The sequence below is a fragment of the Sulfitobacter mediterraneus genome (assembly GCF_016801775.1).
Classification (GTDB): domain Bacteria; phylum Pseudomonadota; class Alphaproteobacteria; order Rhodobacterales; family Rhodobacteraceae; genus Sulfitobacter; species Sulfitobacter mediterraneus_A.
Genome location: NZ_CP069005.1, coordinates 57,667 through 73,589 on the forward strand (window position 1 = coordinate 57,667; position 15,923 = coordinate 73,589).

Annotated in this window: 17 protein-coding genes; 16 read left to right on the forward strand and 1 reads right to left on the reverse strand. The window is 62.2% G+C overall.

Features of this window, described 5'->3' with window-relative positions:
• The first annotated feature begins 322 nt into the window (after positions 1–322).
• The gene (locus JNX03_RS18905; protein WP_203212324.1) at positions 323–793 is read left to right on the forward strand and encodes a hypothetical protein; all 471 of its coding nucleotides are present in this window, start codon (positions 323–325) and stop codon (positions 791–793) included.
• A 43-nt stretch (positions 794–836) separates the two neighbouring features.
• Entirely contained in the window at positions 837–1,775 is a 939-nt protein-coding gene (locus JNX03_RS18910) for an ArdC family protein (RefSeq protein WP_203212325.1), read from the forward strand.
• A gap of 91 nt (positions 1,776–1,866) precedes the next feature.
• Here JNX03_RS18910 and JNX03_RS18915 read toward each other — a convergent pair whose 3' ends face one another.
• Positions 1,867–2,691 carry a helix-turn-helix domain-containing protein gene (locus JNX03_RS18915; protein ID WP_203212326.1) on the reverse strand — a complete coding sequence of 275 codons (825 nt, stop codon included), beginning with the start codon at positions 2,689–2,691 and terminating at the stop codon, positions 1,867–1,869.
• A 194-nt stretch (positions 2,692–2,885) separates the two neighbouring features.
• On the opposite strand from JNX03_RS18915, the gene JNX03_RS18920 reads away from it, so the two are divergent.
• The 14 genes from JNX03_RS18920 to JNX03_RS18985 all read left to right on the forward strand — a co-directional run bounded on the left by JNX03_RS18920 (position 2,886) and on the right by JNX03_RS18985 (position 15,831).
• Complete coding sequence (locus tag JNX03_RS18920) at positions 2,886–3,818, forward strand: alpha/beta hydrolase (protein WP_203212327.1); 933 nt, start codon at positions 2,886–2,888, stop codon at positions 3,816–3,818.
• 99 nt (positions 3,819–3,917) lie between these two features.
• Positions 3,918–4,307, forward strand: coding sequence for a DUF3768 domain-containing protein (locus JNX03_RS18925; RefSeq protein ID WP_203212328.1), 390 nt, complete (start codon positions 3,918–3,920; stop codon positions 4,305–4,307).
• Positions 4,308–4,462: 155 nt separating this feature from the next.
• A complete protein-coding gene (locus tag JNX03_RS18930; protein ID WP_203212329.1) occupies positions 4,463–6,445 on the forward strand; it encodes a ParB/RepB/Spo0J family partition protein in 1,983 nt (660 codons plus the stop codon).
• A 76-nt stretch (positions 6,446–6,521) separates the two neighbouring features.
• Positions 6,522–7,115 carry a regulator gene (locus JNX03_RS18935; RefSeq protein ID WP_203212330.1) on the forward strand — a complete coding sequence of 198 codons (594 nt, stop codon included), beginning with the start codon at positions 6,522–6,524 and terminating at the stop codon, positions 7,113–7,115.
• Positions 7,116–7,217: 102 nt separating this feature from the next.
• On the forward strand, positions 7,218–7,871 hold the full coding sequence (locus JNX03_RS18940; RefSeq protein ID WP_203212331.1) for a DUF6927 domain-containing protein: 654 nt from the start codon (positions 7,218–7,220) through the stop codon (positions 7,869–7,871).
• A 126-nt stretch (positions 7,872–7,997) separates the two neighbouring features.
• Positions 7,998–8,324: a type II toxin-antitoxin system PrlF family antitoxin gene (locus JNX03_RS18945; protein WP_203212332.1), complete on the forward strand. Its 327-nt coding sequence runs from the start codon at positions 7,998–8,000 to the stop codon at positions 8,322–8,324.
• On the forward strand, positions 8,321–8,839 hold the full coding sequence (locus JNX03_RS18950; protein WP_203212333.1) for a type II toxin-antitoxin system YhaV family toxin: 519 nt from the start codon (positions 8,321–8,323) through the stop codon (positions 8,837–8,839). Before JNX03_RS18945 ends, JNX03_RS18950 begins: the two co-directional genes overlap by 4 nt.
• 93 nt (positions 8,840–8,932) lie before the next feature.
• On the forward strand, positions 8,933–9,097 hold the full coding sequence (locus JNX03_RS18955) for a hypothetical protein (RefSeq protein ID WP_170850626.1): 165 nt from the start codon (positions 8,933–8,935) through the stop codon (positions 9,095–9,097).
• Positions 9,087–9,239, forward strand: coding sequence for a hypothetical protein (locus JNX03_RS18960; RefSeq protein ID WP_009820264.1), 153 nt, complete (start codon positions 9,087–9,089; stop codon positions 9,237–9,239). Before JNX03_RS18955 ends, JNX03_RS18960 begins: the two co-directional genes overlap by 11 nt.
• 102 nt (positions 9,240–9,341) lie before the next feature.
• A complete protein-coding gene (locus JNX03_RS18965; RefSeq protein ID WP_203212334.1) occupies positions 9,342–13,604 on the forward strand; it encodes a strawberry notch family protein in 4,263 nt (1,420 codons plus the stop codon).
• A 121-nt stretch (positions 13,605–13,725) separates the two neighbouring features.
• On the forward strand, positions 13,726–14,112 hold the full coding sequence (locus JNX03_RS18970) for a DUF6878 family protein (RefSeq protein WP_043872253.1): 387 nt from the start codon (positions 13,726–13,728) through the stop codon (positions 14,110–14,112).
• Between the two features lies 1 nt (position 14,113).
• Positions 14,114–14,575 carry a DUF6915 family protein gene (locus tag JNX03_RS18975; protein WP_203212335.1) on the forward strand — a complete coding sequence of 154 codons (462 nt, stop codon included), beginning with the start codon at positions 14,114–14,116 and terminating at the stop codon, positions 14,573–14,575.
• A gap of 100 nt (positions 14,576–14,675) precedes the next feature.
• Entirely contained in the window at positions 14,676–14,978 is a 303-nt protein-coding gene (locus tag JNX03_RS18980) for a hypothetical protein (RefSeq protein WP_203212336.1), read from the forward strand.
• Between the two features lie 124 nt (positions 14,979–15,102).
• Positions 15,103–15,831 carry a DUF736 family protein gene (locus tag JNX03_RS18985; protein ID WP_203212337.1) on the forward strand — a complete coding sequence of 243 codons (729 nt, stop codon included), beginning with the start codon at positions 15,103–15,105 and terminating at the stop codon, positions 15,829–15,831.
• The last annotated feature ends 92 nt before the right edge of the window (positions 15,832–15,923 follow it).

The window sequence follows — 15,923 nt, forward strand, 5'->3', positions numbered from 1 at the left end:
AGGACAAGCACCGCCAGGATATATCAGACAGTCGCCAGAAAAAACTGCCGATCTGAGATTTGCTATAATTCATTGATATAAATTCTAAAAATGGAACTCTTAGGTCTGGCAATGCCGATGTTCGTTGCCGATCCGGAGTTTCTGCGTGCAATGAAGAAAACTGGGGCCGTGCCGGCCCATGAAGTTCTTTTCCCGGGCTGGTGGGGCCGGGGAAAGTGAAAGTGTTCTTCGGGTTTTGTGACTGACGGATGAGGGCCTTTGGGGTCCCTCAGATGGGTCCGGGCCGGATTCCGGTCTGTCTTTCCTGATCAAGGGCATTCCGATGCAAACAGGTGTCTTGCGCGTGTTACGCGCGACCGCTGCCTCGTGGTGGCGGCATAGAGAGCTTCTCCGAACTGGCCAGACGCTGCTGGCACAGCGGCTCGAACGCCAGACCGTCCTGCGTGATCTCGGCTATCTCAGGCAGGCGGCGGCACTGCCGAATGCCCATGTGATCTGCGGAGAGGGCGGCACGTTCATCCATCTCGGTTGGACCACCGTGTCAACCTTCGCGCCAATCGAGCGCTTTCCCTTGGCCGCTTTTGCGGTCGCACGAGGCACGCCGTTCATCGATATCCGACCCGTCACTGATGTCATCGCTTTCGCGAACCTCCCCCGCGTGAAACGGGGCGGAACGGTCGACCCTGAACCTTGGGGTTCCGGCAGTTACGTTTCCCTGACCAACTACATCGACATGGCTGAAGAGCTTGGCGCGAGTATCGCCAACGATCCTCGCCCTAGCCATTCCGCCTGATCCCCAATTTCCCACACCGACAACACTCGAAAGGACGCCAGCCATGGCCCGATCCCGTATGCCCAAATTCGATGCCTCAGAGGTCATCACAAACGAAATCATCCGCATCATTGAGCGCGGCGTCCTGCCGTGGCGCAAGCCCTGGACCGCAGGTGGCAGCTGTCGCCCCCTGCGCGTGGGCGGGGAACCCTACCAGGGAGTGAACAACTTCCTGCTGACGATGCGGACCGTGATGGCGGGCCACAGCTCTCCCTTCTGGATGACGCTGCCGCAGGCCAATGCGTTGGACGCAAAGGTCCGCAAGGGCGAGAAGTCCTCTGTCGTCGTTTACTACGGTCAAAGCCGGAGAGACGCCGGCGATGAGCATGATCACAGCGACGGGGATGATCACTCCGAGGAAGCCCGTATCTTCCGCTTCCAGAAATCCTATCGCGTGTTCAACGCCTGCCAGATCGAGGGGTTGCCGGATAGCTTCCATCCCGAGCCGGACCCGGTGCCTGAGCATCCGCCGTCAGAGCCCATCCCGCACATGCAGACGTTTTTCGATGCCATCGACATCACAACCGTCTTCACAGGCACGGAGGCGTACTATTTGCCGCCTGTGGGCAAGGTCTACATGCCGTCCATCACGCGGTTCCAGGACCCGCGCAATTTCTACGGGGTCTGGGCCCATGAGCTGGCCCATGCCACGAAGGCCCCCCATCGACTGAACCGTGATTTCGGGTTCTCGAAGTTCGGCAACACGTCCTATGCGCGCGAAGAGATCGTCGCGGAATTGACCTCGGTGTTCCTGGGTCAGACGCTCGGCTTCACGGCGCATACGCTCGAGATGAATGCCGCCTACCTCCACAACTGGTTGCGCGTTCTTCGGTCGGACAAGGGCGCGATCTTCAAGCACGCCGCGGACGCGCAGCGCGCTTGCGACTATCTGATCGCCAGATCGGAGGCCGGCAGGGCAGGGGGCCGCGCCGAGGCGGCTTAACAAACCTATTGCGGCGAAGCGGAAAATGGCAGGTGTGAGCCCATTTCAACCGATGCTGCAGGATGCACAAATGTTCGCACATGCGCGCCGGTCAATACCGCTCACCGAGCAATCGATAGCACCAAAAAGGCTCCTCGGCTTCAATGGCTTTATTGAGCTCGGCCGGAGAGAAGCCCGTCGCGCGGCGCACGGCACGTCCCATGTGGGACTGGTCGGAATAGCCCGCATCGATTGCGATTTCTGCCAATGGCTGACCTGCCGCATTTCTTGAAATTTCATGGAGCTGCTCGAAGGCTGAAAAGAACGCCAAACTGCGCCGCGTCTGACCGGAGTAACGCATGATCCTGCGCTCAATGCTGCGAACGCTGCGTCCCGACCCCGACAGAGCCGCGCGGGTCGCCAGTGCCTTGGCCCAGTCTGAAATGCGCGCGGCAGGCTGCCAGGTTTTCGGTCGGGCATCACGCCAAGTATTTTCAAGCGTTTCGCAGAACTTGATCCATCCTGCGGTCGCGTCGTCTTCGGTCTCAAAGCTCTCCAACGCCTGATCAAAGACGGGTGCTAACGTTGTACAAGCGCTATCCCCCCCGAGGGCAAGCCATGCGTCAGGATAGACCCCGACCGTCAGTGCAACAATATCGCCTTGCGCCCAACTGGACACCGGCACGTCCTGCGGTGGCAGCACCGATTTTTGGGGGAGGATTGGCGTGTCAGCAGCGCCCCGCCAGCTTGTCCTCGCTGGAAGCATGTGAATCGTGCCGTGCTGAACGAGTGTGATCGCAACAAGCGGAGAGGCCGGAAAATGGTTCATACGGTTCGCGGCCGATAGATCTGCGCCACGCGTATCCCGAAAAATTCCCGCCATGAGGCAGCCCCCCAAAGCAGGCGGCGGCAGGAACAGTTTTGAGACCGGCGACATGAAAAACTCCTTGTGACGCAATCATTCTATATTTCGCCGCGCCTCCTGAGGCAACGAAGGCCAAAACTGGCAACGAGGATATCAACGTGGTTAAAATCGTCTATTCAGGCCCGCTCGCGCTTCGGCTGCGCAGCCTTGCAAAACTCAGTCAGATCGCAATCGCAACGTCGACACGGCATGCGCTCGGGAGGCGTATGGCCGATGATTGGGATGCCAATATGGAAACCGGAATCCGGTTTGTCCGTCATCAATTCACCGCGGCAATGCGCCATCGCGATATCGCGCAGGGGCGCGAACTGTTCGACAGTCTCCAGACGCAGACAGATGATATCTACGAGGTGACCTCTTCGGCGGCACAGGGGATAAGCGGGCGCTGGTATGACCCAAAACACCGTGAGAGCGAGGCGGTTCTGCTGTATTTCCACGGCGGCGGGTATACGTTCCATGGCGGGGTGAGTGGCCGTTTCGCGCAGATGCTTTCTCACCATACCGGCGCTAGATTGTTTGCGCCTGACTACCGCCTGACACCGGAACACCCTCATCCTGCACAGGCCGAAGACGCTATCGCCGCGTGGAACTTTCTGGCGGCGCAGGTGCCTGCAGAAAAGATCGTCGTGATAGGCGACAGCGCAGGGGGGCATATGGCATTGATGCTGCTACAATCGCTCAAGGCTCAGGACAAACCGCAGCCTGCGCTTTGTATCGGGCTTTGCCCATGGACTGATATTGGGGATCGCGGCGCAAGCCTGCAGGGCAACAATCCAACTGATCTGGTTCAAGGCTGGATGGCGCTACAATTCGGCAAATGGCTTGATCCCAATCAGGCGTTTGGGCGCGAAGCCTTGTCTCCGATCTCCCATGACTATAGCGGTCTTGCTCCGCTATATCTGCAAGCCGGAGGGCGCGAGGTCTTGCGGGATATGATCATCGAGTTCGCGCAGGTTCAGAAAGAAAACGGTGCCGACGTGTCGCTCGATCTTTGGCCGGACATGCCGCATGATTTTCAGGCCTACGACAGCATGACGACGTCATCTACAGCCGCGCTGGCCAGGATCAGACACGCGATCGATACTCATATAGCGGCGGGCGGATCGCTTACTGGTCTGCAGGATATTACTATCGTGTAAACTGTTTGGTTCTGGCAAGTTTGGATCGGGCTTTCCGCCGCACGGAAAAGAAAAAGCAGGCTTTGGGAAGGGTGTTTCAACTTCTCAAAGGAGATCCCCATGTCCATGACCGTTCAACCCCTGCCGGACCGTCCGGATCCGACAGTGATCGCGGCGCAAAACGACGCGTTGCGCAAGCTCGCGTGCCTTGGTGTGCCGCCCGCGCAGCCCATCCAGGGCCGGATGCATGTCACCCGCTCGCTTATGGAGGCCGGCGATGGCTTCATGGCCGAGGCGGTGAAGGCGACCGGTGAGTTTGCCACATTCGAGCCTGAGAATGATCCCGAGGGATGGCACGATTTCGGGGCGGTCGAGATCCGGGGAGAGACCGTGTTCTGGAAGATCGATCTCTATGAAGCAGACTCGGACTTCCGCTATGGGGCTGAGACCCCGGACAATCCTGCCACCACCATGCGCGTGCTGGCCATCATGCTGGCGCGCGACTGGTAGGGCAGGGGACTCCTCACCCTGACATCTGAGACGATGAAGGCCCGCTGACCCCTCAAAGGGAAAGTGGGCCTTTTGTCGTGGTGATCCCCTCCTTTGGGGATTGACCGCGCATCTGAATGCGTGGGCCGCTCCAAATCCATCGAGAAGGATATCCCATGACTGCAAGTTTTAAACCCGTCTCCGTCGCTATTGGCGATCTGACAGCTCACCCCGCAAATGTGCGGGGTAACTCCCCGGAAACCTACGACCCCGAGAACATTGTCCATCTGAAGGCCAGCATCGCCGTACTGGGCCTGCTGCAGCCGCTCCTGGTCCAGAAGCTTGACGGCAAATACGCCGTGCTCGCCGGTGGCCGTCGGCATGCCGCGCTGAAGGAGCTGGTCGCGGACAAGGCCGCGAAAGGCTTCACGGCGAAGGCCAAGATCGACTGCCGTCTTGTGCCAGAGGATTGCGATGTCACCACGGCCCTGTCGCTCGCCGAGAACGTCACCCAGGCCCCCATGAACGCGATCGACGAGTTCGAGGCCTTCGCCCGGATGATGGAAGTCGACGGCCAGACGCCCGAGACGATCGCCAAGACCTTCGGCACCACGGTGGCCGCCGTCAAAGGACGGTTGCGGTATGGCCTGATCCACCCCGACATCCGCGCCGCTGCCCGGGGCAAGGTGATCACGCTCGACACGATGAAAGCCTTTGCCGAGCACCCTAGTCAGGAGGCGCAACGCGAGGTCTTCGAGGCGCTCACGAAAGACGGCGGCTACCTGCAGGCCTATACCGTCCGTCAGGCGCTGAAGTCTCGAGGCGTGCAGGTCAGCGACGATATCGGGGCCTTCGTGCGTGAAGACTACGAGGCCCGCGGCGGCGCTGTCGCGGCCGATCTTCTGGAAGAGCATTCGGTGCTGGAAGACGCCGCGCTGGTCGAGACCATCCTGCTCGAGAAGCTCGGTGCCGCCGCCGAAGAGGCCCGCATAAAGCTGGGCTTTGCCTGGGCCGATGCCATGGTCCGCTATGATTACGCGACCATGGCCGACTACGGCCGCGTTTATCCCGGCCCGATCGAGCCTGATGAGGCTGCGCAAAAGCGCATCGATGAGATCACCGCCGAGCTTGAGAAACTGCAGCTCGAGATGGAGGATGAGGGGCTCGAGGACGGTGCCTACAACGCGCTTTACGAGCGCGTGGACGCCTTGGAAGAGGAAGCCCGCGACCTGCAGGAGGCCTACAGCGCCGAGGACCTCGCGCGGTCTGGGGTAATCGCGTCCTGGTCGGGCGGGCAGGTGACCCTCCATGTTGGCCTCGTCCGCCCGGAAGACACCGTCAAAAAGGAGGGCGCGCGCGGCTCCTCGGCTAGCCCGACTGGGGAGGAGGCCCCAGACGCCGGCGAAATCACCTACCCGGCCTCGCTGGCAGAGGACCTCAAGACCGAGCGGGCCATGGCGCTCGGGGCCGCGATGGCGCTGCATCCCGAGGCCACGCTCGATCTGACGCTCTTCAAGCTGGTCAGTGATGTTCTGGCCAGCGGCATGAGTGTCACGCAGGCGATCAAGATCGAGGCCCGCAAGGAATACCGCAGCCATGCCAAGATGGACGAGATCGACGAGACCTCGCTCGAGCAGGTGGCGGCGGCGCATGATGCGCTTGATCTCTCCTGGCTCGATGACACCCGCGCGCCCGCCGATCAGTTCGCGGCGTTTCGCGCGCTGGAGGCAGTCGAGAAGGCCAAGCTCGTCGCCTATGCCACGGCCAGCACCACGCAGTCCTGCTTCGCGCGGGACCGCCAGCGCGACAGCCTGATGCATGCGTTCGAGATCGAGATCATGCCCGACATCCGCGCCCACTGGACGCCGAATGCGGCGCTCTTCAACCGCTTCAAGAAGGCCTGGCTCCTGAAGATCCTCGGCGAGGATCTGGGTCTCGCCCAGGAGGCTGTGACGCTGGCCTCGTCGAGCAAGAAAGAGATCGTCGCCTTCTGCGACAAGCTCTTCGCCGAGCCCTTCGCCACGCTCACGGACGCGCAGCGCGCTGCCGTGGCCGCTTGGTGCCCGCCGATGATGCAGACCGCCGGTCTCGCCTGTGATGAGGCGGAACCCACTGCGGAAACCCCGGAGCCTGACAGCGAGGTCGCGCAAGCGGCCTGAGCCATCACGCGACCCGCGCGTGGACCACGCCGCCCGCGCGGGTCGACCTTCCCACACCCAACGGAAAGACATCCCCATGGCTATTCTCAAGTTCTCTGCGTCCGCTGTTGCGGCGCAGATCGCCCATGCACGCGCCTGCAAAACCTTCCTGCCCAACTGGAACGGGCCCATGGACAGGCCCGCCCTGATCCTCATCGTCGGCAATGGCGTGCATCTGCGCTCAAACGGCATCGATGGCACGACCACCCGTATCGTTACCACTGAGCAGGCCGATCCCTCCTTCGCCTTCGCCGACGGCATGAACCCGTTTCGGGACACCGACTGGATGGCGCAGCGCCGCATGGCGTTTCGCGATCTGACCGGCCAGTTCTACACCGACATCCTGGATGACGTGCAGGTGCTCATCGACCGGGGGCGAGGGGCGATCCGGCTCGCCACCGATGGCCACAGCATCCGCGTCTTCGTGCGCCGGGCCTCGGACTATCTCATCGGCGGGACCTACGAGGTGCCCTCGGGCCTCGGCGGCACCTTCCGGGTCATCCTCAAGGATGCCTGCGACACCTTCGCGATCGTGCAGAACTGCGGCAATTGCGAGGATTTCGACGCCATGCAGCCCTACCGCGTGCCGCTCGATGCGCTGATGGAGATCGACGACCGGAGGGCGGCATAACGCGCCCTTTCTCAAACAAGCATCGCCAATACCCTGCCGGGCCTGCGGCCCTCTCGGGACATTGGCGACAACAATTTCCCCAATGAAAGAAAGGGCTCTGAAATGGGTTGGCTGTTCTACACCGATCGCCGCGTCCAAACCTACGCGGATGAGAAAGCGGAGATCACACGGCTCTGCACTTTCGAGAGCGACATCCGAAAGACCGAGTTGGTCAAGGCCTGCAAGGTCGGCTCCACCTGGTACGCGGCGGCAAAGGTCACCAATCTTGACGGCACCCCGGTCGAGGACGCGACCTATGTCACCGAACCTGACGGCTCGATCACCTTCGGCGCTGTCTTCCTCACCCGATACGACGATGGGTGTTGGGGCTACAAGGACATTGAAGAAGGTGGTGGTCCGAACGCGTCGCGCGCGCCCCTTGCGCTGATCGAGCTTCTCTCCGACCTGAAAGATCCGGACAGCTACGCGCATGCATGGCGCCAGCGCTGCCGGGACTGGGCCGCGATCCCTGACTATCAAGAGGGGGACAGGATCAAGCTCGCCGCGCCTGTGACCCTGACCGATGGCAGCACCTGCCAGATCGTCACCGCAACCCACTACAGACGCGGGCGGCAAAAACGCCGCTGCTACCGCATCGAGGAAACCGGTGGGCTCGTACGCCTGTCGAAGGCCTCGCTTGCGGGCTCGGAGCTGCTCAGTTCCGCAAAAGGTGCTGCCAGCCCGGTGCTGGCGGAGTATCTCGCGGGGCGACATTAGGTCCTGCGCCGGACGGTTCATCGGCCTGCCCGGCGACAGCAGATCCTGCGGCTTATCTTGACATGGCAATGCAAATGCATTACCTATCACAAGCAGCAAAGACCCCCATTCTTTCAGGAGACTGCCATGACAGCGCTTGCACAAGATGTCTCGAAACTTACGGATCGGTATCAGACGACCGTGCCGGCGGGTGTGCGCAAGCAGCTCAAGCTGGGCAAGGGCGACCAGATTCGCTACTGTACCGAGCCGAGTGGCAGGGTCTATATCGAGCCCGTGCGCAGCGACGAGGAAGATCCCGTGCTCGGCGCCTTTCTCGATTTTGTCGAGGCCGATATCAAGGCGCATCCGGATCGCATTCGGGCGTTCGATGGGGCTTTGCATGGCCGTCTTGCAGCACTGGTCGGAGACGTTGACGTCGATCTCGATGGGCCGCTATCGCTCGAGGATGAATGAGCGGCGATAGCGTGCCCGCCCAAGCGCCCCTTGTCGTAAACGGATGGTCGATTTATGCGCATCCGCTCTTTCTGGACCAGCTCGAAGGGCTGATCCTGGAGGTCGAGGCGCGTAAGGCACGCGATCCAAAGACCTGGCGCAAGAAAAACCCCACGAAACGGCTGGCAGCCATCTTCAAGCTGGTCACCGAGGCCATACCGGCGGACCCGGGTGCCGCCGCCTACCGGCAAGGCAGCACGCTCGGGGATCACCGCAAGCACTGGTTCCGGGCGAAATTCTTCCAGCAGTATCGGCTGTTCTATCGGTTCAACAGCGATGCGAAGGTCATCGTGGTGGCCTGGGTGAACGACGACAAGACCCTGCGCGCCTACGGCAGCAAGACGGATGCCTATGCGACGTTCAAAGGGATGTTGGAAGATGGCAATCCACCTGACAATTTCGACGCGCTCTTGAAAGAAGCTGCGGCGGCGGACAAGCGGTTTGAGACGTCTCTTGAAGCGGCGCCCGATCGGTAAGTGGGCCAGCTTGCTGTGACCCTTTGGCATTATCGTTTACGACGCCCCGCTGGAAGATGTAGTTAGGCTGATAATACGGTCGGAGAAAGCACAATGATTGAGGCGGAAAAGGATAGGCAGCACCTCGGGCTAGAGGAGCAATGCGCGCCTGACCTGACGGGGCACCGTTTCCCAATTGCTGTGCACGTTGCAGACATGCCCGATGACCTCGGCAAGCTGCTGGATATCGGGCTCGAGGAGCATTTCCGTGGCGGCTGATGTCAATTCGTATGACGCGTGGTTTCGCGCGAAGGTGCAGGCCGCGCTGGAGGAGGAATGCACGGGAACATCTCAAGTTCAGGTGATGCAGGCCGCACAGGCATTGATTGATGCGAAACGGGAGGTCGAACCCAAGTCCTGACCAAGCCTTGGAGGTCAGCGCGGTCTGACCCCCGTCACCCTGAAAAGCGAAAGCGGGCTTTTTGTCCTTTGGAACTCAGACCCTGATCCAAAGGAAACCCCCATGTCCAAGCCCAAACTGGCAAACCCGGCTCTCTCAATCTCCGACGCTAACCTCACCTCTGCCCTCGCGCAGATCGGCGCGGAGGTCGACAACCGGCCCCTGCGCAGTTCAGCGCTCGCGCGCATTATGCGCGAGACGTTTCATGGCGGCGATTCTGGCGGTGCCTGGGACTGGCGGATGGCCTACGACCTGATGCAGGCCGCGACCGTCCAGATGCTGCTACGTGGGGAAGGTGCGGCAGGTGACATCGCCGCTGCAAAGCTGCTTGCCTCGCGGCTGCTGACGGAAACCCGCCGGTCAGAGCAGCAGATCCGGCTGCAGCAGTTTTCCACGCCGTTGTCTTTCGCGGCAATGGTCGTGCGGGCGGCAGCCGTTCGCAAGGGCGAAACCGTGCTGGAGCCCTCGGCTGGCACCGGTGCCCTGGCCGCTATCGCCGCCCGGGCCGGTGCCGCGCTTTTGCTCAATGAAATCGACCCCTTTCGCCAGCGCCTCCTGCGCGCAGTTTTCGGCGGCGAGGTGACGGGCCATGACGGCGAGCATATCGACGATCTGCTGCAGTCGCCGGTTCTCCCCGACGTGGTGGTGATGAACCCGCCCTTCGCCTCCTCGGTCGATCGCTCCCGAGACAAGCACATCGCCGCCAAGCATCTCATCGCGGCTGCAAAGCGTCTCGCGCCCGGCGGGCGGCTTGTGGCGATCATGCCGCAGGGGTTCACGCCCGAACGCGATGCCGCGCATTGGTCCCGCGCCTGCGGTCTCCTGACGCCGCGCTTGGCGTTGACGATGCCGGGGCAGGTCTACCGCAAGCTCGGCACATCTATCGAAACCCAGCTCATGGTCTTTGACAAGGTGCGGGAGGACGGCGAGATGATCCGCGCCAGTGTGCGGGATCTGGATGAAGCCCTTCCTTTTGTCGACGCCGTGGCCGCGACCCGGCTGGAGATACGCCCCGGCCAACGGGCTGAAGCAATCCCTCATGCTCGAGCAACCGTTCCATCATCTGCCCCGCGCAAGACCGCCGCTGCGCTTGTCGCCGCCTCCAAACCACGGGCCAATGCCGTCCGTCCGCTCTGCTTCACAAGCTTCGATGTCCCGCGCGATAACACCCCCGTCTCGGACATCTATGCGCGCTACCGCCCACAGCGGATCGAAATCGCGGGCGCGCAGGAACATCCCACGCCGCTCGTTGAAAGCATCGCCATGGCCTCCGTCGCGCCGTCGGTGCCTTCAGGCACGGCCAGTGCGGAACTGCGCCTGCCCGCCAGGCTGATCGAGGAGGGACATCTCTCCGAGGCGCAGCTGGAAACCATCATCATGGCGCATGACGCCCATGGGCGTGATTTGCCGGGTCGGTTCACGATCGATGACGACCAGACAAAGCTGACGCGCGCTGATGATGACCCTAAGGCACGCGCCTATCGCCTGGGCTATTTCCTCGGCGATGGCACCGGCTGCGGCAAGGGGCGCGAATGCGCGGGGCTCATTCTGGTGAACTGGCTGGCCGGCCGCAGGAAGGCGATCTGGGTCTCCAAATCCGCCACGCTCATCGAGGACGCCATCCGCGACTGGACCGATCTCGGCGGCTCGCCAGCCGACATCCAGCCACTCTCCAAATGGAAACCGGACCAGCCCGTCCCGATGGGCGACGGAATCCTCTTCGTCACCTACGCCACGCTGCGGTCCGCGGGCAAATGCGGCACCACACGGCTGAGCCAGATCCTCGACTGGATGGGTGAAGACTTCGAAGGCGTCCTCGCTTTTGATGAGGCCCATGCCATGCAGAACGCGGCAGGGTCTGAACAGGGCAGGGGGGTCAAACCCTCCCAGCAGGGCCTTGCTGGCCTGCGGATGCAACTGGCAGCACCCCGCGCTCGCGTCTTCTACATCTCAGCCACGGGCGCCACGAGCGTGCACAACCTCGCCTATGCCGCGCGGCTGGGGCTCTGGGGGCAGGGCCCCGAATATCCCTTCCCGAGCCGCGAGAGCTTTGTGTCGGCGATGGAAGCCGGCGGCGTTGCCGCCATGGAGGTGGTCGCCCGCGATCTCAAGACGCTCGGGCTCTACACGGCCCGCGCCCTCAGATTCGACGGCGTGGAGTATGACGTGCTCGAACACGCGCTCACTCCGGCCCAGATCGTGATCTACGACGCATACGCGACTTCGTTTCGGACGATCCATCACAATCTCGAGGCCGCGCTGACAGCGACCGGCGTCAACGACGCCTCGGGAGAGACTAATGCCTCGGCCGCACGCGCCTCGGCCAAGTCCCGCTTCGAGAGCACGAAGCAGCGCTTCTTCAACCATCTCCTGATGGGCATGAAGGCTCCAAGCATCATCCGCGCGATCAAGGACGATCTGGCGGCGGGCAAGGCTTGCGTCATCCAGGTTGTCTCTACAGGCGAAAGCCTGCTGAAACGTCGGCTTGAAACGATGGACCCCGAGGATGAGCTCGTCGAGGGTGCCTTGACGCCGCGCGACTATGTTCTGGGATACCTCGAACAGGCCTTCCCGATTCATGCGCAAAAGCTGGTCGAGATCGATGGCAATATGGTGGCCGAACCGCTCCGCGATGAAACTGGCGCGCTGGTCGTCTCGCGCGAGGCGCTCGCTCTGCGTGACGCGGCCATGATGGAGTTGATGACGTTGGCCCCGATCCCTTCGGCGCTGGATCAGATCCTCTGGGCCTTTGGCGACGATGCCGTGGCCGAAGTGACCGGAAGGTCGATCCGACCTCTGAAGGCGGACGATGGCCACCTCTTCATCGAGAAGCGCGCCGCCAGCAGCAATTCATCCGAAACCCAAGCCTTCATGGACGGTGATAAGGATATCATTATCTTCTCCGATGCGGGCGGTACGGGCCGGTCGTATCATGCGGCGCAAACGGCGAAGAACCAGAAACGGCGGCGGCACTACCTGCTGGAGCCCGGCTGGCGCGCCGATGCGGCCATCCAGGGGCTCGGGCGCACGCATCGCTCGGCTCAGGTCAGCGCGCCCTTCTTCCGGGTCTGCACCTCGGATGTGCATGGCGAAAAGCGTTTCACGTCGACTATAGCCAAACGCCTCGACCAGCTGGGGGCCTTGACCAAGGGTCAGCGCGAGACCGGCTCGCAGGGCATGTTCCGCGAGGAGGACAATCTCGAAAGCCCGATCGCACGGGCGGCGCTGCGTGGGTATTTCGCCGATCTTGCCGCCGGGCGCGCTGAGGCGATGAGCTACGAGAGCTTCACCGACTGGACAGCCCTGCGGCTGATCGACAAGGACGGGGTGCTCCTTGAGGAGCTTCCCCCGATCCAGCGGTTTCTCAACCGGGTGCTTGCGCTTCCCATCCACATGCAGAACGCGCTCTTTGCCGAGTTCATGCGCCGGATTGCCGATCAGACGGAACGGGCGCGCGCGGCGGGCACGCTCGATCTCGGCGTGGAAACCCTACGCGGCGACAAGATAGAACAGGTCTCCACGGAAGATCTCTGGACCTGCCCTAAATCCGGCGCCGTGACGCGGATCATCGGGCTGGAGGTCACCGACCCGGTCCACGTCCTTGTGGCCGAAGAGGCCATATCGCGCAATCCGGACAAGCTGCCGATGGTCAATCGCGCCTCCGGTCGCGCGGCGCTCATCTCGGCGCGGCCCATGCAGATGTATGACGAAGACATCGTCACGCTGATGCGCAAGGTTGTGCGGCCAAACGGGTCGAGCTACCTGGAGGAGGCGCGGTTCACGTCTTCGGCCTGGGAAGACATCGAAAGGCCCGAGTTTGCAAGGCTTTGGGATGCCGAGGCAGCGTCCCTGCCAAAAACCACCACAACCAAGCTCTACCTGCTGACCGGGCTCTTGTTGCCGATCTGGAAGGATATTCCGACCACCAATGAGCGCATCTACCGGGTCACGCCGGACGGGGCGACCGCCATGATCGGGCGCACGCTGAGCGAGGAAGGGGCGGCCGCGCTGCGCGCCCGCTTCCTCGTGTCCAACCCGCAAACACCGCAGGAGATGTTGACCGCCGCCCTCGGCACCACCGCGCCTGTCGATCTGGGCCGGGGTCTCACCCTGACCCGTCGCCGTGTCGCAGGCGAGATGCGCCTTGAGTTGTGCGGCGTGGACAGTGGCATGATTGATGGCCTCAAGGCCCTCGGCTGCTTCACCGAGATCATCGCCTTCCAGCTGCGGGTGTTCCTGCCGCATGGGGACGGGATCGACACGGGAAGCATTCTGGCCCGGATCGTGGGGCAGGAAGCCAGCATGACGTCAGAACAAGCCGCCTGAAAAGTCAAAGAGGGCTTTGGGCCGGGCGTCGCGGATCTGGGTTTCACCGGTCTGCGCTTTCCGGCCGCGCGCTGACCAATGCCACGCCCGGCCCCCCAATTACTGACAAGAGGACAGACCCATGACCAATCCCCAGATCGATTATGCCGCAATGGCGGCTCAGTGGCGCGCGGAGCGCGAAACCACCTTGAAGGCATCCCGAACGGAGCTGCTCGCGCAACTACGTGCGCTTGGCATCAGCGGGGTCACTGCCGAATACGAAGGCTATGGCGACTCCGGCAATGTCGAGGATGTGACGGTGCAGCCTGCAGAGGTCCAGCTGCCGGAGGCGCTTGCCGCAGAGGTTGGCGACTTCGCCTGGTCGCTGGCCTATCACCATCACCCGGGGTTCGAAAACAATGAGGGCGGCTATGGCACGCTGACTTGGGACATTGCAGCAGACAGCATCACGCTCGATCACGCGGACCGCTATGTCGAATGCTCGCACAGCTATGACGAGGGTCTTTGAGATGGCCCATCCGCTTCATCATGCCGAAAGCTCCGCCCGGAAATTCGGCGGGGTGCCGTCTGACTATCAGTCCATACATGACTGGTTCGACGCCTCGAAAGAGCACCTCGCGCTCTTTACGCACCGAGCCATGCGTCACCATGCCCAAGGCCTATTTGAGGCCGAACGTGTCTTCGGCGTGTCCCTGACCAATAGCGCAGGTCGGGACATTCCCGTGCGCTGGATCGGCGAGCAGCATATCCGTGAAGACTGCCAGGGCCGCATTCCGAGCATGGCGGACTGGCTGCGACGGATCCAGCCCGAGCCATGGATGGCCAATGGTCATATCGACCGCCAAGTCGGCGATGATCCCTGCGGCGACCCAAGGGTCGCTTGGGCCTCCGAGGTCGCCGCCGGACGAACCGTTCTTGGCCTGAAAGATTGGATGGCGGCGCGCGCGATGCAAGCCACGCAAAGCGCCTGACAGGTCTCGGTCGTTTGCCAAACGAATGCCGCACGGAAGCCCGGTTGGACGATCGGGCTTCTTGCGTCGTTTCCCCACCATTCTTCTTGAGGAGGATCGCATGACACTCGATGAAATCAAAGCCGCGGTTGATGCCGGGCAGACCGTGCATTGGGCCAATACCGGCTACGTTGTCCACAAGGACAGGCTCGGTCAGTACCTCATCACCTATGTGCCGAACGGAAGCTGCATCGGTCTGACCGACCGGAGCGGGCACCGGTTGAACGGAAAAGAAACGGAGTTCTTCGTCGCGCAATCGAAGGACGCCGCAGAAAATCCGGGCAACCAATCAAGACCAGACGGGCAGGGGAGGGGCGTAGCACCCAGAGGCGCGGGGGCATTCCCACTCGGACAGCAGCTCTGACCCGTGGGCGGGGCTGAAAGGAAAGCAGGCTTTCTGATTTGTGATCCCTCAAGGGGTCGAGAAAGCAATCCCGGATGCGTTGGCAAAAACGTCAGGCACCGGCCAATCCAAAAGGAACCATCCCATGTTCGCAGGAACCCTCACCCGCAATGTCGAGACCGCAGCCGCCGAGTACACCGGCATGATCCACTCGACGCGCTTTGACATCGCCATCCAGTTGGAGGCGCGGGCCAAGATGTCCGAACGCAGCCCGGATTTTGACGTAACGGCAGTCAACAAATCAGGCCGCAAAGTGCGCATCGGCACGGCCTGGAACGAGACCGGCAATACCAGCGGCAACCCCTACATCTCGATGCAGATCGATGTCGGCCGCGGCCCGTTCCGGGTCAACGCGGTGCAGACGAAAGAGGCGCGCGCGGCCCAGAGCGGCGCATTCGAGATCATCCCGCTGGTCTCGAACGGCCTGATGAAATCCGGCTCGATCTCGGGCGAGCTCACCGCCATGGACGCCGACAACGCCTTCGCCGGCTACATCGCCAACATGATGTTCGATCTGGAGTTCATCCTGATCGAGAACAGCTACAAAACCGAGGAGACCCACCCCGATTACCGGATCGAGGTCAGCTCGCCCCGGGGCACACCGATCCGCGTCGGCTCGGCGTGGATGGCCAAAAGCAGCCGCACGGGCAATGACTACCTGTCACTGCTGATCAACACGCCCGATGGCGACCTGCGCGTCAACGCCGTGCAGAACGAAGAACAGCGCGGCGGGCAGACCTTCTCGATCATCCCGTTCATCGACAGCGGTGAGCAGCCGCAGGACGCGGGCGCGGGGCTCTCCTTGGTCGCCTAATCGACGCGCGAGGGGGAGACGACCTGAACCCAAAGGGGAACCGTGGGACCACGGTTCCCCTTTTTCCATGTCCGTTTGCGTGAAGGACGTCA